Source organism: Methanofollis sp. W23 (assembly GCF_017875325.1).
GTDB lineage: Archaea > Halobacteriota > Methanomicrobia > Methanomicrobiales > Methanofollaceae > Methanofollis.
In genome coordinates, this window is record NZ_JAGGMN010000001.1 from 2285629 (window position 1) to 2305664 (window position 20036).

The 20036-nt window shown below is 62.0% G+C and carries 22 protein-coding genes; 12 read left to right on the top strand and 10 right to left on the bottom strand.

The features are described from left to right. The first annotated feature begins 51 nt into the window (after positions 1-51). From J2129_RS09775 to J2129_RS09805, 7 genes are all read left to right on the top strand, one after another. Complete coding sequence (locus tag J2129_RS09775) at positions 52-198, top strand: hypothetical protein (RefSeq protein WP_209630686.1); 147 nt, start codon at positions 52-54, stop codon at positions 196-198. Between the two features lie 18 nt (positions 199-216). Then, complete coding sequence (locus tag J2129_RS09780) at positions 217-1140, top strand: permease (protein ID WP_209630687.1); 924 nt, start codon at positions 217-219, stop codon at positions 1138-1140. Between the two features lie 34 nt (positions 1141-1174). Next, positions 1175-2242: a permease gene (locus J2129_RS09785; protein ID WP_209630688.1), complete on the top strand. Its 1068-nt coding sequence runs from the start codon at positions 1175-1177 to the stop codon at positions 2240-2242. Between the two features lie 380 nt (positions 2243-2622). Next, positions 2623-2892 (top strand): hypothetical protein, encoded by a 270-nt coding sequence (locus J2129_RS09790; protein ID WP_209630689.1) that lies wholly within the window; start codon positions 2623-2625, stop codon positions 2890-2892. Further along, positions 2879-3121, top strand: a complete 243-nt coding sequence (locus tag J2129_RS09795) for a thioredoxin family protein (protein ID WP_209630690.1) — start codon at positions 2879-2881, stop codon at positions 3119-3121. The genes J2129_RS09790 and J2129_RS09795 overlap by 14 nt, the downstream gene beginning before the upstream one ends. Next, the gene (locus tag J2129_RS09800; RefSeq protein WP_209630691.1) at positions 3121-3591 is read left to right on the top strand and encodes a putative zinc-binding protein; all 471 of its coding nucleotides are present in this window, start codon (positions 3121-3123) and stop codon (positions 3589-3591) included. Before J2129_RS09795 ends, J2129_RS09800 begins: the two co-directional genes overlap by 1 nt. Positions 3592-4658: 1067 nt before the next feature. Next, complete coding sequence (locus tag J2129_RS09805; RefSeq protein ID WP_209630692.1) at positions 4659-5552, top strand: cation diffusion facilitator family transporter; 894 nt, start codon at positions 4659-4661, stop codon at positions 5550-5552. Positions 5553-6031: 479 nt separating this feature from the next. On the opposite strand, the gene J2129_RS09810 is transcribed toward J2129_RS09805, so the two are convergent. From J2129_RS09810 to J2129_RS09830, 5 genes are all read right to left on the bottom strand, one after another. Next, positions 6032-6436 (bottom strand): arsenate reductase ArsC, encoded by a 405-nt coding sequence (locus J2129_RS09810; protein ID WP_209630693.1) that lies wholly within the window; start codon positions 6434-6436, stop codon positions 6032-6034. A gap of 869 nt (positions 6437-7305) precedes the next feature. After that, the gene (locus J2129_RS09815) at positions 7306-8469 is read right to left on the bottom strand and encodes an aconitase X catalytic domain-containing protein (RefSeq protein WP_209631319.1); all 1164 of its coding nucleotides are present in this window, start codon (positions 8467-8469) and stop codon (positions 7306-7308) included. Further along, positions 8469-9710 (bottom strand): UbiD family decarboxylase, encoded by a 1242-nt coding sequence (locus tag J2129_RS09820; protein ID WP_209631318.1) that lies wholly within the window; start codon positions 9708-9710, stop codon positions 8469-8471. Before J2129_RS09820 ends, J2129_RS09815 begins: the two co-directional genes overlap by 1 nt. Further along, entirely contained in the window at positions 9703-10260 is a 558-nt protein-coding gene (locus J2129_RS09825) for a UbiX family flavin prenyltransferase (protein ID WP_209630694.1), read from the bottom strand. Before J2129_RS09825 ends, J2129_RS09820 begins: the two co-directional genes overlap by 8 nt. A gap of 14 nt (positions 10261-10274) precedes the next feature. Further along, the gene (locus J2129_RS09830) at positions 10275-11477 is read right to left on the bottom strand and encodes an HD domain-containing protein (protein ID WP_209630695.1); all 1203 of its coding nucleotides are present in this window, start codon (positions 11475-11477) and stop codon (positions 10275-10277) included. Between the two features lie 49 nt (positions 11478-11526). On the opposite strand from J2129_RS09830, the gene cofD reads away from it, so the two are divergent. Beyond that, the gene (gene cofD, locus J2129_RS09835) at positions 11527-12444 is read left to right on the top strand and encodes a 2-phospho-L-lactate transferase (protein WP_209630696.1); all 918 of its coding nucleotides are present in this window, start codon (positions 11527-11529) and stop codon (positions 12442-12444) included. On the opposite strand, the gene J2129_RS09840 is transcribed toward cofD, so the two are convergent. The 5 genes from J2129_RS09840 to J2129_RS09860 form a co-directional block, all read right to left on the bottom strand. After that, the gene (locus J2129_RS09840) at positions 12416-13237 is read right to left on the bottom strand and encodes an MBL fold metallo-hydrolase (RefSeq protein ID WP_209630697.1); all 822 of its coding nucleotides are present in this window, start codon (positions 13235-13237) and stop codon (positions 12416-12418) included. The two genes, cofD and J2129_RS09840, sit on opposite strands and share 29 nt — an antisense overlap. Before the next feature lie 403 nt (positions 13238-13640). Beyond that, on the bottom strand, positions 13641-13982 hold the full coding sequence (locus J2129_RS09845) for a hypothetical protein (RefSeq protein WP_209630698.1): 342 nt from the start codon (positions 13980-13982) through the stop codon (positions 13641-13643). 396 nt (positions 13983-14378) lie between these two features. Further along, positions 14379-16571, bottom strand: coding sequence for an elongation factor EF-2 (locus J2129_RS09850; RefSeq protein WP_209630699.1), 2193 nt, complete (start codon positions 16569-16571; stop codon positions 14379-14381). A 30-nt stretch (positions 16572-16601) separates the two neighbouring features. Beyond that, a complete protein-coding gene (locus tag J2129_RS09855) occupies positions 16602-17219 on the bottom strand; it encodes a 30S ribosomal protein S7 (RefSeq protein WP_209630700.1) in 618 nt (205 codons plus the stop codon). Positions 17220-17224: 5 nt separating this feature from the next. Continuing rightward, positions 17225-17653 (bottom strand): 30S ribosomal protein S12, encoded by a 429-nt coding sequence (locus J2129_RS09860; protein ID WP_209630701.1) that lies wholly within the window; start codon positions 17651-17653, stop codon positions 17225-17227. Positions 17654-17819: 166 nt separating this feature from the next. Between J2129_RS09860 and J2129_RS09865 the strand changes: the two genes are divergently transcribed. From J2129_RS09865 to J2129_RS09880, 4 genes are read left to right on the top strand one after another with little or no spacing between them, the layout of a single operon-like run. Further along, complete coding sequence (locus tag J2129_RS09865) at positions 17820-18233, top strand: 6-carboxytetrahydropterin synthase (protein WP_209631320.1); 414 nt, start codon at positions 17820-17822, stop codon at positions 18231-18233. Continuing rightward, positions 18220-18834: a radical SAM protein gene (locus J2129_RS09870; RefSeq protein ID WP_209630702.1), complete on the top strand. Its 615-nt coding sequence runs from the start codon at positions 18220-18222 to the stop codon at positions 18832-18834. The genes J2129_RS09865 and J2129_RS09870 overlap by 14 nt, the downstream gene beginning before the upstream one ends. A gap of 3 nt (positions 18835-18837) precedes the next feature. After that, complete coding sequence (gene queC, locus J2129_RS09875) at positions 18838-19509, top strand: 7-cyano-7-deazaguanine synthase QueC (RefSeq protein ID WP_209630703.1); 672 nt, start codon at positions 18838-18840, stop codon at positions 19507-19509. After that, positions 19506-20003 (top strand): NUDIX hydrolase, encoded by a 498-nt coding sequence (locus tag J2129_RS09880; RefSeq protein ID WP_209630704.1) that lies wholly within the window; start codon positions 19506-19508, stop codon positions 20001-20003. Before queC ends, J2129_RS09880 begins: the two co-directional genes overlap by 4 nt. Positions 20004-20036: the final 33 nt, after the last annotated feature.

Genomic DNA, 20036 nt, shown 5'->3' on the forward strand with positions numbered 1-20036 from the left:
CGGGCCATGACAGTATTTCAACAATTGTTGAAACAACAGGAGTAGCGTATCATGGACACACCAGAAAAGAAAGAGAAGAAATGCGGCATCATGGGAAAGATCATGGGAGCACTGAAGTCCGAAGGGAGCGGCGGGTGCTGCTGTTGCGGGACGAAGATCGTGCCGAAGAGTGAGAAATCAGAAGAGAAGAACGAGTAACGGCACTGGAGCGGGAGCGTGGACTTCACATCAGCCATCACGACGGCCGCAGGGTTCTTCGCCGTCATCACTGCAGAACTCGTCCTTCTCTTCATCGGGATCTCCTTCCTGGTCGGACTCATCCATGAGTACGTCCCTGAAGAGCGGATGCGGCGGGTGCTTGCAGGCCGCGGCCACGGTGCAGGCAATTTCATCGGCGCGGGCTTCGGGGCACTCACCCCCTTCTGCTCGTGTTCCACGATCCCGATCCTCCTCGGCCTCCTGGACGCGTGCATCCCCTTCGGGGTGTGCATGTCCTTCCTCATCGCCTCGCCCCTCCTCAACCCGGTCATCCTCTCCCTCCTCGTGGCTCTGGTCGGCGTCGCCCCGACCGCCATCTACGCCGGGATCACCTTCCTGGCGGCGGCCGTGCTCGGCGCCCTCCTCGGGAAACTTGGGTACGAGCGGCATGTCAAAGACGTGATGGTGGAGCGGGACGGGGAGGAGGCATGCGCCTGCGCAACAGGGAACGGCCATGGCCCCAGGGTCAGGCGGGCACTCACCTTCTCGCTCTCACTCTTCCGCCATGTCCTCCCGTACCTCGTCCTTGGCGCCGGGATCGGGGCGTTCATCTACGGGTTCGTCCCCGAAGACCTCATCGTCAACCTCGCCGGCCCTGAGAATCCCCTCGCCATCCCGGCCGCGGCCCTCATCGGGATCCCGATGTACATCAGGGCCGAGACGATCATCCCGATCTCGGCCGTGCTCCTGACAAAGGGGATGGGTATCGGGGCGGTGATGGCCCTGATCATCGGTGGGGCCGGGGCAAGCATCCCTGAGGTGACCCTGCTCTCGGCGATCTTCGAACGGCGCCTGGTCGGCGTCTTCGTCGGGGTAATCCTCACCGTCGCCATCGTCACCGGTATCGGCTTCTCCTTCCTCGCGGCAGGAGGAGTGTTCTAAAAAAACAGAGACAGAACCAGGAGAGAAAACAGTCATGATAGACCCCATTACGGGCGCCCTCCTTGCAGGCGCCGACACGCTTATCGGTTATCTTGCAGAGCACGTCATCACCTGTCTGATCCCAGCCTTCTTCATCGCGGGGGCGATCGCCGCCTTCGTGAAGAAGGACGCGATCCTGAAGTACTTCAGTCCTGACGCCAAGAAGAGCGTCAGTTACGGGATCGCATCGGTCTCAGGGACGGTGCTCGCCGTCTGCTCGTGTACGATCCTCCCGATGTTCGCCGGGATATACAAGAAAGGGAGTGGCATCGGCCCGGCGGTCACCTTCCTGTACGCCGGCCCGGCGATCAACGTGCTGGCGATCATCTACACCGCAAAAGTGCTCGGCTTCGATCTCGGCCTTGCCAGGGCGGTCTCGGCCGTGCTCCTTGCCATCGTCATCGGCCTCATCATGGCGGCGATCTTCAGGAGGCACGACGAGAACGTGAGGGCGACGGCACCGGCACGGTCCTACGGGAACGGCGATGACGAGCGGCCGCGCTGGGCGACCCTCGGGTTCTTCGCCGCACTCGTCGGCATCCTCATCGTCGGGGCCTCGCAACTTCCCTGGACGATCAAGTTCCCGGTGGTGTACCTCCTCACTCTCGCCGTCGCCGTCCTGCTCATCTACTTCTTCGAGCGCGACGAGGTGACCGACTGGGGCTACGAGACCTGGGACCTGGCAAAGAAGATCTTTCCCATCCTGCTGATCGGTACCTTTGCCCTGGGGATGCTCGCCTACTTCCTCCCGCCCGAGACCTTTGCCCCGTACTTCGGGGAGACCTCGATCTACTCGACCCTGCTGGCGGCCCTGGTCGGCGGGATCCTGTACATGCCCACCCTCCTGGAGGTGCCGATCATCGGCACGACCTTCGGCTACACCTCAGGCGTGATGGCCGGCGGTCCCGCGCTCGCCCTCCTCCTTGCCGGACCGAGCGTGAGTCTGCCCTCGCTGATGGTCATCTACCGGGTGATGGGGGCGAAGAAGACGGCGGTGTACGCCGTGCTCGTCATCCTCTTCTCGGCCCTGGCCGGGTTGGTGTACGGGACCATCGTGGGGTGAAGAGATGATGAAGGCATTCCAGAACGCTCAGAGGTCTGACCAACCGCTCGACCGGGGCGCTTCCTCCAAGGAATTAAGGACAGATATCTCCCGTCTGGGGGGCGAGTGCCCCGATCATCACGCCTTCCCTCACCACCACGCCGCGGGCGCTGCCCCCGGACCCCTGGGATTACGATGAGGTCGGGAAGGCAGAATGGATGATCATGATGGGTGTGTTGCAGTCCTCGGCCGATCGTGTGGTGGGGGGACCGGGGGGCGGCCAGCCCCCCCGGAGGAGAGGGCCATCAAGAGGAATTCTTCAGAGCCATGCGATTAGAATTCCTGGAAGGAAACGCTTCAGGTGCAAGGCAGTAACCTCAGATCATTTGGGGAGATGTTCTATGAAAGAAGACAAACCATGCTGTGCAGCAGAGGCCCTCAGACGCATCAGACAGGTGGACGTCGGGGGGATCGTCGTCGGGCTCTCGATGCTTGACACGGTGATCGCGGACGTGAAAGCGCTCGGGATCACCGCGGAGTCCAGACTCACCGAAGAACTGGTGACGCGGGCGAAGATCTACAACTATATCCCGAAGAGCGCGGAGACGATATATGGCGAAGCGCTCCTCGAAATCTATCAGAAAGAGGTGAAGAACCATGGTAACAATTGAAGTGTTTGGCACAGGCTGTGCAAAGTGCAAGCGGACGGCAAAGAATGTGGAGAAAGCGGTGGCCGAGATGGGGATCGAGGCCGAGGTGGTCAAGATCGAGGAGATCAACGCGATCACCGACCGCGGCGTCCTCCTCACCCCGGCGCTTGCGGTCAACGGCGAGATGAAGGTCGAGGGCCGTGTCCCGACCGTCGACGAGGTCAAGGAGATCCTCTCGGAGGCGGCCTGATGGCAGAGTGCGGGTGCGCCTGCGGCGGCGGCGAGGGCGAGGGGCCGAAGCGGATCATCTTCCCCTGCGCCGGCGCCGCCAATGTCGGGCAGATCACCAACCTCGCCGCGATCCAACTCGCGGCTGAGGGGTTCGGCAGTCCGGCCTGCACGGCGCAGCTCGCCACCGGCGCGGGCCCGGTGAAGACGAAGTGTACAGAGGCCGACGAGGTCGTTGTCCTCGACGGGTGCCCGGCCGCCTGCGCCTCGAAGATCGCCGAGGCCCAGGGGGTCGCGGTCGACCAGACGGTCATCGTCACCGAAGAAGGGGTCGCCAAATCCCATGACCTCAATATCGCGGATGATGAGATCGAGTGCATTGTCTCCGCCGTCTGGGAGGGGAAGGGCAAACAAGGAAAAGAAGAGAAGAAAGACCCCGACGCCCAGGCAGGGCCCTGTGGATGCGGGTGTGGGTGCGGCGACGAAGAGTGAGAGCGAGAGTGAGCCTCGAAGGCCGCGACGATACCTGGGAGAGAAGAAAAATCGCCTCGGTAGGACTCTTCAGGATGGAGATCTCTGATGGGGGTGTGCCGTCTCGATCGCGCCGGGGGTGCAGCCCGCAAGCACGATAGATCGAGGATGGCAGCACTCTTGTCACAGTTGCCCATAATGTCTTCTCGCCTCTATCTTCCTCTCGGGGTTCCAGGCGGCACTCGCCCCCGGCGGGAGGCTATGAGAAGGCGGATGACACGCATTCTCTCCACACATGGGTGAGGGTTTACCATGGGCATATCTCAAAACTCCCTGTGGCTTGAACATCGTCTTGAACCGAAGTCATCACTTTCTGGAGTTCTAAGCCCAATCCTCGACCGGGGGGCTCGCCGCCCCCCGAAACCCCCGCTGATGAAGAGTGGCGGGGGTTCGCATCCCGTCGTCACGATCATCACTCTGCCTTCCTGTCCCAATTACCATGCCGGGATCTGAGGGCAGAGTCTCCGGCACGCATGGTATGAGGAATGGAGCTTCTTTGTGTGACGAAGAGGCGAAGACCGCCCCACTGTCTCTACTGATATATTCTGGGAAAGGGAGGGCTGGAGAATTTTGGGATGATCTCCATAAAAATGATCCTGACGTTCAATTCTGGAGTTATAGATGAGAATTCGAAGATACAGATCCCCCTTATAACTGATATGCAGAGAATAAAACCGTCCTCAGAACGATCAGGCTCTCTGCCTTCCCATCCCTATCTTCGTCTCAGGGGTCCGGGTCCGGGGGCAGAGCCCTCGGCGAGAAGATGGAGGAAGGCGTGATTATCAGGCGTGCCGCCTTCAATCGTAGAATTCCTGCTCCGAAGAGGAAGCAAGGATCCACTCACCAGAGACCAACAAGAATTTTCATCGCGTATGCGTGAAACGCAGGTTCATGGTGAATTCTACATGGTCGAAAAGTCGGCTCTGTAGATCCTCTCACATATTCTTGGGGTGACCGTGCCTTGCCTGCCGTCCCAGGCCCCCTCACCAGGGGCAGGTTGATACCCGCGGGGACCCACATCCCCGGGCATGCCGTTCAGGAAGGGCGACGAACGAGCGGCCCTGAAGGTCGCCGTCGTCCTCACCACCGGGTTTCTCGTGGTCGAGGCGGTGGCCGGGGTGCTCTCGGGCTCGCTCGCTCTCATCGGAGACGCCGGACACATGTTCAGGGACGTCCTCGCCCTCCTCCTCTCCCTGGGTGCGGTGGTCATCGCCGAACGTCTGCCCACCAGGAGGCGGACCTGGGGGTATCACCGGGTCGAAGTCTTTGTCGCCCTCGTCAACGGAACTCTTCTCATCGTCCTCGCGGGCACGGTCATCTGGGAGGCGTTCAGGCGCCTTGCCGATCCGGTCCCGGTCGCCGGTCCCCTGATGGCCGCAGTGGGGGTGGTCGGGCTTGTGGTGAACCTTTATGTCGCCTGGAGACTCCACGGGGCAGAGGACCTCAATGTCCGCAGCGCCTATCTCCATGTCGTCGGCGACACCCTCTCCTCGGTGGCGGTCGTCGTGGCCGCCGCCTGGATCGCGGTGACCGATCAGACGATCGTCGACCCCCTCCTCAGCATCGGGATCGCCCTTGTGATCCTTGCCGGGTCGGTCTCGCTCCTGCGAGAGACCGTAGGGATCCTTCTCCAGTTCGTGCCCAGAGGGATCGACTTCGACGAGGTGGTGATGGCGATGGAGTCTGTGGACGGCGTCGAGGAGGTCCATAACATCCACCTCTGGGCCCTTTGCTCGCACATCAATGTTCTCGACGCCCATGTCGTCGCCTGTACCGATGAGATCGCAAAGATCGAGGAGATCAAGGCGGAGATCAAACAGAGGTTGAGAGAGTTTGATGTCCAGTACAGCATCCTTGAGTTCGAGCAAGAACCCTGTCCTGAATCTGCGCTGCTTCGGAGGGTGAAGGGGAAGGGGGAGTGAGGAGTGGTGACAGGGGCGAAGCTCTCGGGTGCGAGGATGTGGGATGGCGTGTGTTCTGAAGCCTTGAGCGGGGGGAGGTGAGAGATCAGAGGGCCGCCCCATTGAAAGATTTTCACTGTCGTCTCGCGCCGGGGGGCGAGTGCCCCCCGGAGCCCCCCACGGGGAGAGGGGAGGCGGGGGCGGCAATGGGCGTGTTCTTCATTTGCTGTTCTGTTGTGATGTGAGTGATCGGGATCTTCGATGTGGCCTTCCCACCCCAATCGCAATCCTTGGGGTCCGGGGGCAGAGCCCCCGGCGCGATTGATTGAGGAAGGCGCACGGTTCACGTTCAAAACAGGAAAAAGCATGGGATCAAAAAGGTCGCCCCCACCGCAGGAGAGGGATACTGCTCTCTTCCCCCGGGAAGGCGGCGCGGGTTGATGTTCTCTTCAGGATCGTTTGCTCAGGAACGGTACCCCCGCCTCTTCCGGCGCACCGACTCACCCGAACCGCCCGTCGATCCACCTCGTGATCTCGTCTCTCACCCCCCTGAACCCGTCGAGCACCTCCTCCTCGTTCCTGGTAAAGGCCCGCGGGTCAGGGAACGCCTCATGGATGACGGTCTTTGCCCAGGGGAACATCGGGCAAATCCCACCCTCGCAGACGGTCACGACGGTGTCCATCTCCTGCTGAAAATAGACCGAGAGAGGCTTCGTCTCCTGGCCCGAGAGGTCGACCCCGATCTCGGCCATCACCGCCACGGCCCTGGGATCGACCTCCTCGGCCGTGGCGGTGCCGGCAGAATAGACCTCGTAGCGTTCGCCATACCGCGCCCTCAGATACCCTTCGGCCATCTGGGAGCGGGCGGCATTGTGGGTGCAGATGAAGAGCACCTTCTCTTTCATGCACCCCGCGTGTCCGGGCCCTGATATAAAGGCTGTGGAGAAATGTCCTGAAGAAGATCATTTGCAATCCCCAGGATCGTAAGAGAACAAAAAAAGAGAGGGACGGGGAAGGACGGTCCCCCTCACCTCCCCCACGCTGGATGAACTGGTTCTGTAGAGTTCAGCATGAACCTCGCTCGGGCTTACGCATACCGAAAGAAAATTCGTGGTGGTCTCTGATGAGTGGATCCTTGTCCCCTCTTTGAGCAGGACACCCCATGGGACCACTAATTCATTGCCGCTCCAGCCTCTCCTCACCCTGAGGGGACGACCAGAAGGAGTTTGAGAACAGAGGGAACTGAAGATTCCAGATGATAGGAAGATCGGCCCTGTAGAAACCCTTACCAATTCTCGGTGCGAGCGCTATCCATCCGCCTTCCCCTATCTTCTCGCCGGGGGCGCTGCCCCCGGACCCCCTGGATTGAAGATAGGGCTGGGAAGGCACATTCGTTGAACATGAAGTGAGTATTGCCATCCCCCGCCTCTCGAATCGCGCCGGGGGACCGGGGGCGGCACGCCCCCCGCAGAGATAATCATCAAGAACATTTCTACAAAGCCGGAAGATCTTTGATCTTCCGTGGATCTCTGATTTTCGAGTTCCGAGGGGTCGCCCCCGGTGCGAGATTACGGGAATGGTTCTACGATAAGAGCAGCACATCTTCCCACACGTTTACGCCGGGGGACGATAGGGTCGGGAAGGTAGAATAGATGACCATGACGGGTATGGTGCCGTCCTCGTCCTCTCGTACGGCGGGGGTCCGGGGGGCGGAAAGCCCCCTGCCAGAGAGATTCATCAAGCGGATTTCAACAGAACCAATAAACCCTTATTTCTACGACGTCGCGACCGTCACGCACTCCTCGAGGGTGCCGATCCTGGCCACCGCCCCGCACATCGTCGGGACATACGCGAGGGCCTTGCCTGAGTTGACCATGATCCGGTCGTAGCGGTCGAGGGCCGGGGAGACGACGACGCAGGTATCGGCATAGACCTTCGCCCCGCTCCGCTCGATCGTTACGACCGCCTGGGGGTGGTCGGCGATGACCCCGCGGGCCGCGAAGACGAAGAACGGCTTTGTCACCTTCTTGCCAGCGAGGAGGTCGCCGAGAGATTCGAGTTCGGCCGGGGAGAGGTGCGGGCACCCGACTGCGACAGCGTCAACGTCCATCGAAGAGAAGACCTCGCGCACCTCGGCCATGCTCACCTCGATCGTCTCTGGGACGTCCTTCTTGAAAGTCGGGAAGCGGGTCTCAGGGGTGATGGTGTCCACATGGAAAAGGGCCACCGCCCCGCTCGCCGCCATCGCCGCACCCATCGCCTTGAGCTGGTCGCGGTTGGGCCTGATCCCGGTGAAGAACGGGATCCTGTTCCCGATGCTCTTTCCGGCCACGTACCCGAGGGCCCCGAAGTCCGCGGCGTCCTTCAGTTCCGAAGGATCGTCGATGACAACTCCGACGTCTGGGAGACGGTTCTTGAAGATGTGCAACCCGTAGAAAGGAGTCTTCCCGATGATCGCCGCGGCCAGGGCCGCCGGCCCGCCCTCGCGGTTGGTCCGCGCCCCGATGACCGAGTTGGCATAACAGACCGCGGAAGACTCGGCCCATGCCAGGTGCTCGCCGAACTGCGTGATGGAGAGATAATAGGGAGTGCAGGTGCACTCGAGTTCGATCCCGAGTTTCTTGTAGGCCTCGACCACCTCGTTCTGCTTCTTCGCGAAGTCCTCAGGGATCCCCATCTCCTTCCAGCGCAGGCGGTCCATCCCGATCGGGTTGAGGACCGTCGGGACCACGACCTTGGCGTCCATCTTGCGCAGCCACTCGAGCCCCCACTCCCCGATGGTCTTGTACGAGGCCCCACTCACCTGGGCGCTCGTGATCGGGATGAGTTCCTCGGCCCCGAAGACCTTGCCCAGGCCGACCAGGAGCTCCATCATCTTCTGGCGGGTCTCGCCATATTCGCCATTCAGAATCTGTTCATCTTCTGGTTCCAGTTGCATCATTCATCCCATCCTGCACGTACAAATTTCTCTTCTTCTCCCAGGGTCATGGTGGCGTCGACCCCGATCTTCACGTTCGTCCCGTCGCCCTCACGGCACGGGTCAAGGGAAGAGCCCCGCACCCCGGTGACCACCAGGAGGTCGCGGTCGCCCCGCACCCTGGTGGCGATGGCGTACTCCACGTCCGCAGGGTCGAAAGGATCGATGTCCTCGTCGACGACGACCACATGCTTGAGAGAAGTGTGCGCCGCGAAGGCCGCCATGATCGCGTTCTTCCCATCGCCCTGGGTGTTCTTGCGGACCTGGACGATCCCGTGGAGGTAGCCGCACCCCCCGGTGGTGAGGACGACGTTCCTGACCGTCGTCACCCCGCCCACCGCCCGGTAGATCTTTGGCTCGTACGGGACCCCCATCAGGAGACGGTGCTCGCTCCCGCCAGGGAAGATGGAGTGGTAGACAGGGTCTTCCTTCGTCCACATCCCGGTGAACTCGATGACCGGCTGGATCCGTTCGAAGTCGTAGGTGCCGGTGATGTCGACGAAGGGCCCCTCCTCGGTGGTCTTGTTGCCGATGTAGCCTTCAAGGACGATCTCGGCCTCAGGGACCAGAACCCCGTTCGAACATTCCCAGACCGGGAGATCGCCGCCGAGAAGTTCTGCGGCAAACTGGAGTTCCCGCCCTTCAGGCACACGGGTGCAGCTCGCAAAAGTCACCGCCGGGTGCGCCCCGATCACCACTGCGACCGGCAGGCGCTCGCCGCGTGCCAGGGCCTCTCTGTGCATCACATAGGTGTGCCGCCCTTCCACCAGGCGTGCGGCCACCTGGTCCTTGCCGGTGACCATCATCCGGTGGATGGAGGCGTTCTCCACGCCGTCGAGGCAGGAGAAGACGATCCCCGCGGTGATGTACGGCCCCCCGTCCTTTGGATAGAAGGTCATCACCGGGAGCTCAGAGAAGTCGGCCGGGCGCATCTCGAGTGTGCCCATCGGTTTCAGGCGTCCGTCATAGGTCGCCCCTGCGAGCCGCCGGATCAGCCCCTTCTCGTCGGCACCAAGGGCCGCGGCCAGGGCCTTCCTGTCGGCGGTGAGGTTCATCACCGCCCGCTTTCCGTCGCAGTCATGGAAGTAGAGAACCCGGTCGGTCTTTGCCGCCATCTGCGCCGCCTCGAACCTGTTCGAGACCGGCCGCTCGATCTCGTCGACCAGTCCGTGCGCACGCATCTCGTCGATAAATTTACGCATCATCATATCCGCTCCATCGCGCCCCTATATCGTGTTCGACGCCCAGGTGGTCGAGGATCCGCGCCACCACCATGTCCACCAGGTCGTCGATCGTCTGTGGTCTCCCATAGAATGGGGGGCTTGCCACCATCACCGTTGCGCCGGCCTCATCGACGGCGAGCATGTTCTTGAGATGGACCCTGGAGAGCGGCATCTCGCGCATGACCAGGATGCACCGGCGCCGTTCCTTGAGGCAGACGTCGGCGGCGCGGGCGATGAGAGTGCTGGAAAGCCCGGTGCTGACCGAGGCCAGGGTCTTCATCGAGCACGGGACGATGACCATCCCGTCGTATTTGAACGACCCGCTCGCGATCTCGGCGGCCAGGTTATGGTTGTCCTCCCTGATCACCGGCAGGTCTGAGAGGTCGGTCCCTTCATGGCGGGCGATCTCCTCTGCAATTTCAGAAACTACAAGATACACCGTCGCCTGCTCGCTGAGCACCTCGAGGAGCCGACGGGCATAGACGATCCCGCTTGCCCCGGTCACCCCGACAACATACCTCTTCTTCATCTCTTCTTCTCTCCTCAGATTGGCAGCCTGTCCTGTTGGGTCGGCCTCTTGATATGGAGCACCTCGGTCGCCGCCTGCTCCACCATGTCCCGCTGCTCCCCGGTGGTGTAGACCCCGAGCCGCCACTGCTGCCGGCGAGTCTCGTTGAGGGTGGTGAGCAGGGGCGAGACCTCCTCGAGCCCGACCAGGGCATGGCGGTTGCGCACCCGCACCTCCATCGACATGTCGGTCGGGAAGGCCGGGATATCGACGAGCACGGTCCAGGGTGCGACCCCGGCGGCCTCCGCGATCGCCGCCGCGATCTGCCGCCGGTCCTGCATCGAGGTCTGGCCCTGCACGGCGGCGGCATTCACCCGGTCCCGTCCAACATAGACCGCCCGCTTATAGAGCCTCCTCGTGTACAGTCGCCCCGCGAGGTCGGCGGCCACCGGATCTGGCGAGCCGAGGAGGCGGGTGAAGAGGAGGGCGTCGTCTTTGCGCATCAGGGCGCCCACGTCCTCGCTGGTCCCCTTCAGATGGGAAAGGAGGGCGAGATGGAACATGCTGGTGGCGATCCTGGAGACATGATGGTAATAGACCACCGGACGCATCAGGGTCCTCGCGATGAGCAGCGACTCGGCGGCATTGATCCCGCTGGAGTCAAGGGCCACGCCGTTCTCGGTGAGCACCGTCGACCTGATGAGCCGCCCGGTGTCGACGAGCCCGTACGGGACGCCGGTATAGTGGGCGTCCCGCAGAAGATAGTCCATCCTGTCCACGTCCAGGTCGCCGTGGATCAGTCCCGCATACTGGTGGCGCCCATTGATCACCGCGGCCACCTCGGCCGGGTCGAGCCCGCAGGCGTCGAGGAGATCGGCGGTCTCCCCGGTGGCCAGGAGCCCTTCCACTTCCTCGTGGCCCCACCCGAGGAGTTCGACCATGAATGCCTCGGTCACATGGGAGAAGGGGCCGTGCCCGATGTCGTGGAGGAGGGCGGCGGCGGTGACCAGGTCGGTCTCGTCAGGGGGGAGGTCGAGGTGACGGGAGAGGGCGGCCGCCAGATGCATCGTCCCGAGCGAGTGCTCAAAGCGCGTATGGTTGGCGCCAGGATAGACGAGGTGGGCGAAGCCGAGTTGCCTGATATGGCGGAGACGCTGGAGCACCGGGGAGTCCAGGAGGGTGAGCGCGGTCTCTCCCACTTCCACGTCACCGTGCACCGGGTCTTTGACGATCTTCATCAGGCGTTCTGTTAAAAATCTTCATGTATGGACAATTAAACTATTCTCTATGATTACGTTCCTTTCAGGGGGGACCGGGACCCCAAAACTCCTGCGCGGGATGCGCAATCTCGTCGACGACGATCAGATCGCGGTCATCGTCAATACCGCCGAGGACATGTGGATCTCTGGCAACCACATGTCCCCTGACATCGACACCGTGCTCTACCTCTTCTCCGGGCTCCTGAACACCGACACCTGGTGGGGAATCAGGGGCGACACCTTCTCGACCCACAAGTTCCTGGAGCAGTTCACCGATGCCGAGTTCATCGGGATCGGCGACAAGGACCGGGCGGTCCATATCGCGCGGGCGCGGATGCTCTGGGACGGCGCCACCCTCACCGAGGCGACGGCGGCCCTGGCCGAGGCCCTGGGGGTGCAGGCCCGCGTCCTCCCGATGACCGACGCCGAGGTGACGACCTATGTGGAGACGCCTGAGGGGCCGATGCACTTCCAGCACTACTGGGTGGGGCACCGGGGCGAGGTCCCGATCGAGGGCGTGGTCAGGAAGGGGGAGGCCGCCCCTGCGGCGACGCCCGAGGTCCTGGCCGCGATCAAGGAGGCCGACGCCGTCATCCTCGGGCCGTCCAACCCGGTGACAAGCATCTCGCCTATCCTGGAGTGTGCCGGGGTGAGGGAGGCGCTGAAGGAGCAGTTCGTCATCGCCGTCTCTCCGTTCATCGGGGACCGCCCGGTCTCAGGCCCTGCCGCCGCCCTGATGGAGGCGTGGGGGATGGAGCCCTCGTCGGCAGGGACCTACGACCTCTACAAGGACTTCGTGGACGTCTTTGTCCAGGACCGGCGGGACGAGACCGAGGTGCCCGGGGCGATGCGCCTCGATACCCTGATGTCCAATGAAGGGAAGGCCGAGGCCCTTGCCTGGGACCTGATGGCGGTGGTCAGGAGCGCGGCCCGAAGGAGAGCCTGAGCCCGACCCCGGTCTCGCAGACCTTCGCCACCCTGGCGAGGGCGAGGGTCGCAGGGAGCCCGGTGCAGTGACAGGGGTGGATCTGGTCGGCGCCGAGATCCCCGAAATACCGGCAGGTCGCCTCGATCTGCGCGGGCGATGCATCGAGAAGGTGGAACCCCCCGATGACGTCCGCCACCTTTTCTTCGCCTGAGACCTCCCGTGCATACTCGACCGTCGCGCAGATCCCGGCATGGGCGCACCCGGTCACGACCACCAGGCCGTCGTCGGTGCGGCAGGCAAGGGCGGTGTCGTCTGGCACCAGGTCAGGCACGCCCTCCGACGTTCCGATGGCGGTCCTCCCCTCGAAGCAGAACCGCCGCGGGATCTCGCCGAGGAAGACGATCTCGTCGGTGATCTCGACGGGCGTGTGCGAAAGCCGCACCGTGCCGTACCTGGCAAGCGTCTCCTCTGAGGCGACCATCCCGATCTCGTCGCCGTCGAACTGCACGCTCCTGAAGAGCGCGGGGTGGCCGAGGAACTCGGGTTTCTTTTTGCTCCATGTGGTGACGTGGTGGCGGAGGAGGGGCCCGAGCCCCCAGGTGTGGTCGAGGTGGCAGTGGGAGAAGACGACATACTCGGCGTCACAGGGTGCGATCCCCATCGCCAGGGCGTTCCTGAGAAAGACGTCCGAATACCCGAGGTCGAAGAGCACCTCAGTCTCCTGATCTTTGATATGGACTGAAAGCCCGGGTTCGCCGAGATAATAGTGATCGGTAAGCACGGTGTTGTCGCAGAGGAGGGTGATGTCCATGCGGATGATGGGGGCCAGGGCGAGAAAGAGGTTGTGAAAGAGGAAGTGAGGGCCGGGAACATACAGACCGCCCCAGAGATAAACAAAGAATTTCTGGCTCTGGAAAAACCCTCACCTCTTCCAGGCACAGGGGTGAACCAATCGGCTTCCCAGATCAAACGCACCAGGGGCTCACCCACAGCGCGGGGATGAAGGCGGGCATGAGGACCAGAAATCACAGAGGAGGTCGGCCTCCTTGTGGTGTCCAGGCCGTCGGAAACAGACCCCATAACCTGCGGCCCCTCCCCCTTTCCGTCTCCCTTCCTCTCTCGTCCCAATCCGATGTACCCAGCCGAGAGACGGGAAGACCGTCTGACCGGAGATAGGATTATGGATGCAGGGGAGGAGGATCTCGCCGCCGCCCCTATCGCAGGAGGACCTTCACATATGCCTGCGGGCAGAGGACGCAGGCACAGTAGGCCTCCCGCTCGCCGACGCCGACGACCTCGGTTTTTCGACCTCCGTACCTCTCCATGAACCCAGGCTCCATGCTCTCCATGTACTGAAGAAACCGGCGCAGTTCGAGAAAAGGCCTGGCAGGCTCGGCGACGAACTCGAAGGCCTGCAGGTCTGCCTCGATGGAAGAGCCGCGGGCAAGATCTTCGTCGAAGTAGACCCAGACCTCGATCTCGTCGCGCTCCTTCATCGCCTTGAGACCGGCGAGATCGATGGTGTCGCCAGGGATGGGATCCTGTCCTGGATGCATTGGAAAGAGAATGTCGTGATCGCTGATGAACGATCTGGTGCGACCGACAGGAGGAAGGCATGATAACCAGACATACTGTCCTATTTCCGCCAGGGACGGTATGAATCAAAGATTCTCTGGCCCTGGAGAGATCCTCATAGATCTGTCAGAGTAGCCCTCTGATCACATGGGTTCCCGTCTCGATCATGCCGGGGATGCACCTCCCGTCCCCCTCGCCATCGCTCTCATCGTTGAGGTGGAGAAAAGCCGGAGAGTTCTGGGACGACCTCAGAAAATAGATCCAGAAAAATCACACGACAGCACAGGACCAGCGGCACCCCTCCCGTCCCGCAGCCAGAAGAGACAGAAGGGGCCTTTCGCCACTGCTCCATCAAAAAAAATTTCTGGTGAGGGTATTCACGCCAGATAGTCGTCAGGCCGCGGGATCTGTTCCTTCAGACCCTTGCGCTTCCTGATGCTCATCACGACCTCGTTGAGGAGACTGGTGGGCACCATCTCGAACCCTGCGAACTCGGTGGACCACATCGCACGTCCCTCGGTCGCCGACCTGAGGTCGCCTGCGAACCCGAAGAGTTCGGCCACCGGCGCCTTGCCGACCACCGTGATCGTGTCGCCGATGCTCTGCATGTCAAAGACCTGCCCGCGCCGGCCCTGGATCTGGCCGGTCGCCGCACCCATCTGTTCCATCGGGACCGTGATCTGGATCTTCTGCGTCGGTTCCAGGAGGGTGTCGCCTGCCAGCAGCAGCCCTGCCTTGACCGCCGACCTGACCGCAGGAATAACCTGGGCGGGGCCACGGTGGATGGCGTCCTCGTGGAGCTTCACATCGACCAGGCGGATCTTGAGGTTCTGGACCTCTTCTTCCGCGAGCGGGCCGCCGGCCAGCGCCTCGCGCCAGCCCTCGAAGACCAGTTCCATTGTCTCGTTGAGGTACTGGATACCCTTGGTCATGTCGAAGAAGGCGTTCGTGCCCTCGATGGCCTTGATATTCTTGGCCTCGTCCTTGTCCACGCCGGCGTTCATCAGGATCTCACGGCGCTCAAGTTCGGGCAGGTTCATCGAGAGTTCGCCGCTCTTGATCAGGTCGACGACCTGCGGGTTCATCGGCTCGAGCTCGATATAGAACCTGTTGTGGCGGTTCGGGGACTTCCCTTCGACCGGCCCGGCCTTCTGGGCTACAGTTTCACGGTAGACGACGATCGGCGGGGAGGTGACGATCTCGACACCCTTGTCCCTCGCGATCCTCCCGGTGATGATCTCCAGGTGGAGCTCGCCCATCCCTGAGATGAGGTGCTCGCCGGTCTCCTCGTTGATGGTGACCCTGACCGTCGGGTCTTCCTTGGCGACCTGGCGGAGCACGGTGACGAGCTTGGGGAGATCCTTCATGTTCTTTGCCTCGACGGCGACCGTCATGACCGGCTCAGAGTAGTGCTGGAGCGACTCGAACGGCGCCATATCCATCATCGAGGTGACCGTGGACCCGACGATAGCGTCCTTGAGACCGGTGACCGCCGCAATGTTGCCGGCACAGAGGTTATCGACCTCGATCCGCTCAGGACCCATGAAGATCCCGACCTGCTGGAGACGGTTGGCCTTGCCGCCCGTACCAGAGATATAGAGTTCGTCGCCGCGGCTGAGCGTCCCTGAGAAGAGCCGCCCGGTGGCGACCTCGCCCGCGTGCGGGTCGAAGGAGATGTCGGTGACCATCATGGCGACCGGCCCCTTCGGGTCACAGTCGATCATGGCCTTCCCGACCTTGGACTCATAGTCCCCGTGCCAGATGATGTGGACACGCCGGTCCTGGGCCTCGATCGGGTTAGGCAGGTGCTTGACCACCATATCGAGGAGCACGTCGTGGAGCGGGCTCTTCTTTGCGAGGGTCTTCATGTCCTCGGCGCGGCAGCGCTCAAAGACCTCGCCGAAGTTCACGCCCGACATCTTCATGTACGGGACCGAGACCGCCCAGTTGTACAGCGCAGACCCGAACGCCACGGTGCCCTGTGCGGCATCGAGCTTCCAGCCATCGTTGTACATCTTCTCATTCATGCCCTTGATGAGCTTGTTCACCTTGTCGATGACCCGGCCGAGACGGATCTGCATCTCGGTGGCATCGACCTGGAGCTCATTGATCAGCCGGTCGACCTTGTTGACGAAGAGCACCGGCTTGACGCCCTCCTTGAGGGCCTGGCGCAACACCGTCTCAGTCTGGGGCATGGTCCCCTCTACGGCGTCCACGACAACGACCGCACCGTCCACCGCGCGCATCGCACGGGTGACGTCGCCACCAAAGTCGACGTGACCAGGGGTATCGATCATGTTGATGAGGTACTGGTTCCCGCCGTACTCGTGGACCATCGAGACGTTGGACGAGTCGATGGTGATCCCGCGGGCCTGCTCCTCCTCGTCAGAGTCCATGAAGAGCTGGTGACCGGCAAGTTCTTCGGAGATCATCCCGGCCCCTGCAAGCAGGTTGTCCGAGAGGGTGGTCTTCCCGTGGTCGATATGTGCTACGATACCAATGTTACGGATCCGATCGGGCTTGTCCATCAGCTCGGTGACCCGCTCTACCATCTTTTTTCTTCTAGTCATGGAAACGCCTCAGACACAAAAAAAAAGTATTTACCGTGCAGCCTTGGCAACACGCTCACGTTCCTCTTTTTTCGAAACAGAGAAACACTTAGCGTCGCCCTTGGCTGCGGCGATCAGTTCGTCCGCAAGGACGTCAGAGGCCGACCGCCTGCTCTTGTGAGAACCATTGTAGGTCGCGGTGGCGAGGAACCCCACGGCGGCGTCCACCCTGCGTTGCGGGGCGGTGTCGACCGACTTGGGGACATTGATCCCACCGTACTTCAGCCTGACCGTCTCCTCGCGCGGGCCTGCATTGGCGACCGCATCAACGAGGATCTGGATCGGGTTGGTCTTCGTCTTCTTATAGACCCTTTCGAAAGCCTTCTCGACGATCTTGCTCGCCACCTGCTTCTTGCCAGTGTTGTGCTCGGTCAGCATGATCTTGTTGATCAGGCGCTCGACGATGAGCATGTCACTCTTGGCAAACTGCTGCTGCGAGAGCTTCCCGCACGAATGCGGCACGATCATGGAGGTGAGAGTGACGTACCTGGCAAGCCCGGGGTCGTTGATCTCCACCTCTGCGAGGTCCCACTTGTTGAAAAGGAGCCTCTTTACACCGCTTTCCTGCGGCTGCTCTTCTGCCTGGACAGGAGCTTCTACTTCCGTCATCACGATCACCTGCGCGGCTTCTCCTTACGGCCAAGCACCATCTCCGGGAGGGAGACGTCGTTGACCTTGGTCACTGCAAAACGGACCCCTGGAATATCACCCTTGGACCGGCCGAGACGGCCGCCGATACCCTCGATGGTCACTTCGTCGTGCTCGTCGATGAAGTTGATCGCCCCGTCGCCGACGGCAAAGGCCGTGACCTGGCGACCGTTCTTGATCAGCTGCACGCGCACGCACTTCCTGATTGCCGAGTTCGGCTGTTTTGCCTCGACGCCGACCTTTTCGAGCACGATGCCGCGGGCCTGCGGGGCGCCCTCGAGCGGGTCAGACTTGATATCGAGCATCAGTTCACGGCGTGCATAGTTGACATCGCTCCAACGAGTCTTGTTGGCCTCACGCTTCAGTTTTCTGGCTGCGAATTTACCCTTTCCCATTGAATACCCTCTCTGGAGTTGAATTCCTGGATGTGGATACTCCTCACTGTGGTATATACCAACGTGTGGATTGAATTTATGTATTGTCCATCATCCTGAAATCTGGTAGTATTCATGGGACGCACACTATAATAATCTTATATCCCCACCCGCCGAATGATACATGATGGTCACCTGTATCTACAAGGACACGCACTTTGACGCGAGTCACCGCCTGCTCCATTATAAGGGCAAATGCAACCGGCTCCACGGCCACCGGTGGCGGGTGGAGGTCTGGGTGGAGGGGACGCCAGACCCTCAGACCGGGATTCTCATCGACTTCAATACCATAAAAGAGGTGGTGGACCGGTTCGACCACCAGGTGATCCTCAACGAGGACGACCCCATGGCCGGATGCCTGCAGCATTTCCAGGAGGTCGTGACCACCCGCGGCGACCCGACAAGCGAGGTGCTCGCCGAGGTTATCACCGCCCTCATCAATGAGGCGTGCGCCGGCGAGGGGGGCGACGCGAAGGTGACGAAGATCAGGGTCTGGGAGGCCGAGACCTGCTACGCGGAGATCGAGTATGCAGGTCTGTGAGATCTTCGGGTCCCTCCAGGGGGAAGGGAGATCCCAGGGGCGCCCCACCACGTTTGTCCGTCTTGCCGGGTGCAACCTGCGGTGCCGGTGGTGCGACACCCCGGGCGCGCAGGACCCGGAGGACGGCGAAGAGGTCAGCGTCGATGTCGTCCTCGACCAGGTCTGGCGGATGCGCCGGCGGCACGTCTGTATCACCGGCGGCGAACCCCTGCTCCAGGTCGAGGAGGTGGCCGAGATGTGCCGCCGCCTCCACCGGATGGACTACTCAGTCGAGATCGAGACGAACGGGACCGTCGACTTCCGCCCGGTGCAGCCGTTTGCCTCGGTCTGCATGGACGTCAAGTGCCCGTCTTCAGGAGAGAAGAGCGACCTTGGTCTCCTTTCACATATCAACTCCCGCGACTCGGTGAAGTTCGTGGTCGGCGACGCCCGCGACCTCTCGTATGCCGAGGAGGTGATCACCCGCTGCCCGGTGAAGGGCGAGATCTTCGTCTCGCCGGTCTACGGCACCGACGAGCGCGGGATCGCCGCATGGGTGCTCAACTCGGGTCTGCCGGTGCGCTTCCAGATACAGCTCCATAAACACCTGGAGATGAGATAACACATGCGAGCAGTATGTCTGCTGTCAGGCGGGATGGACTCGACCACCCTCGCTTATGTGGCGCAGGAGATGGGCTACGAGATCCTGGCCCTCCACCTCACCTACGGCCAGTTGACCGAGGAGAAGGAACGGGCCTGTGCAGAGAGGGTCGCCGGACTCCTCGGCGCCGAAGAGTTCTGCGAGGTGGACGTCGGCTACTTCAGCCAGTTCGGGGCAAGCGCCCTCGTCGACCCGGACATCCCGGTGAACGACTTCAGGGACGAGCACGAAGGCGTCCCAAAGACCTATGTCCCGTTCAGGAACGGGAATCTTCTGGCGATGGCGGTCAGTTATGCCGAGTCGCGCGACGCCGACGCCGTCTTTATCGGGGTCCAGACCTCCGACTACTCAGGGTATCCTGACTGCAGACTCGAGTTCATCCAGGCGTTCCAGCGCGCGGTGGACCTGGGGACGGCACGGGAAAAACCGATCAGGCTGATGACCCCCTTTGTCCAGATGAACAAGACCGAGATCCTCAGGAAGGGCCTGGCCCTCGACGTCCCGTACGAGCATACCTGGTCCTGCTACCAGAGTTCTGACGCCGCCTGCGGGGTCTGCGAGTCCTGTCATTTCAGGCTCGAGGCCTTCAGGGCGCTGGGGATCGAGGACCCGATACCATACAGGAAGAGACCATGACCGAGATCTATACAGGAAAACGACTGAAAGTAGAACTGAACCGGTTCACCCTCCCGGACGGGAGGGAGAAGGAGCGCGTCGTCGTGAAGCCTGGCAACGCCGCGGTGATGCTCCCGATCGAGGGCGACCACTGTTACCTGATCAGGCAGTACCGGTTTGCGATCGGGGAGTACATCTATGAGGCCCCGGCCGGCACCCTCGAAGAGGGCGAAGCGCCGGTCGAGACCGCCCACCGCGAGCTGATCGAGGAGTGCGGGTATGCGGCAGAGGAGATGATCCCCCACGGGTTCATCTACACCACCCCCGGGTTCTCAGACGAGCAGGTCTACCTCTTCGAGGCGCGCGGCCTGACCCCGTCGCACGAGTTCGAACCTGACGACGACGAGATCATCAGGGTGGTCCAGGTGCCGCTCACCGACCTGAAGGCGATGTGCATGGACGGCCGGATCGCCGACGCCAAGACGATCGCGATCGTCTGCCGGTGCCTCAGATGAGGCCCCTGACGCCGGAACGCGCGTAATTTATCT